Origin of the sequence: Streptomyces sp. YS-3 (genome assembly GCF_045257485.1) — a bacterium.
In the GTDB taxonomy this organism is placed as follows: Bacteria; Actinomycetota; Actinomycetes; order Streptomycetales; family Streptomycetaceae; genus Streptomyces.
Genome location: NZ_JBJHPC010001009.1, coordinates 1 through 1,320 on the forward strand (window position 1 = coordinate 1; position 1,320 = coordinate 1,320).

General features: G+C 75.5%; 1 protein-coding gene. It reads right to left on the reverse strand.

Annotation, left to right across the window (positions count from 1 at the left end):
- Positions 1–1,320: amino acid adenylation domain-containing protein (locus tag ACJA3G_RS37125; protein ID WP_406557412.1), on the reverse strand; the 1,320-nt coding region annotated here is incomplete at both ends.

Below are 1,320 nucleotides of genomic sequence, written 5' to 3' on the forward strand. Positions count from 1 at the left end.
GGGCGGGCCCGTGCGGCGCCGTCGAGGCGGGCGGCCAGTGCCGCGACCGTGGGCGCGCCGAAGATCTCGCGGATGCCCAGCTCCACGCCGAGCGCGCCGCGGATCTGCGCGGCCAGGCGCATGGCGAGCAGGGAGTGGCCGCCCAGCTCGAAGAAGTCGTCGTCGCCGCCGACCTCGCTCACGCCGAGGACGGCGGCGAACAGGCCCGCCAGGATCTCCTCGTGGGCCGTGCGCCGGGCGCGGCCACCCGTGCGGTGGCCGGGGGCGGGCAGCGCGCGCCGGTCGAGCTTGCCGTTGGGGGTCACCGGCAGGGCGTCGAGCAGGACGACGGCCGGGACCATGTGCGCGGGCAGGGTTTCGGCGAGCGCGGCGCGCAGGGCGGCCGGAGCGGGCGCGGCGCCGGGGGCGGGTACGGCGTAGGCCACCAGACGCGGGTCGCCGGGCCGGTCCTCGCGGACCACGGCGGCGGCCTGGGCGATGCCGGGACAGGCGGCCAACGCGCTCTGCACCTCGCCGAGTTCGATGCGCAGGCCGCGGATCTTGACCTGGTCGTCGGTGCGGCCGAGGTAGTCGAGAACACCGTCGGCGGTCCAGCGGACCAGATCGCCGGTGCGGTACATCCGTGCGCCCGGCTCGAACGGGCAGGCCACGAACCGCTCCGCGGTCAGCCCCGGCCTGCCCAGATAGCCGCGGGCGAGCTGCACACCGGCGAGGTAGAGCTCGCCGGCCACGCCGGGCGCGGTCGGCTCCAGCCGGCTGTCGAGGACGTAGGTGCGGGTGTTGGCGGCGGGGCGGCCGATGGGCACCGTGGCGGCACCCGGGCGGCACGCCCACAGGGTGACGTCGACGGCGGCCTCGGTGGGGCCGTACAGGTTGTGCAGTTCGGCGGTGGGCAGGGTGGCGAAGAACGCGTCCTGGGTGGCCGGGGAGAGCGCCTCGCCGCTGCTGATCACGCGGCGCAGCGAGCGGGCGTGGGCCGCGCCCGGCTCGCGCAGGAAGATGTCCAGCATCGACGGCACGAAGTGGGCGGTGGTGACCGACTCGCGCGCGATGAGGTCGGCGAGGTAAACCGGGTCCTGGTGTCCGTCGGGCCGGGCGACCACCAAGGTGGCGCCGTGCAGCAGCGGCCAGAAGAACTCCCAGACCGACACGTCGAACCCGAACGGGGTCTTCTGCAGCACCCGGTCGTCGGGGGTCAGGCGGTACGTACGCTGCATCCAGGCGAGCCGGTTGACGATGGCGCGGTGGGAGATCAGGGCGCCCTTGGGGCGGCCGGTGGAGCCGGAGGTGAAGATGGCGTAGGCGGGGTGGTCGGGGTGG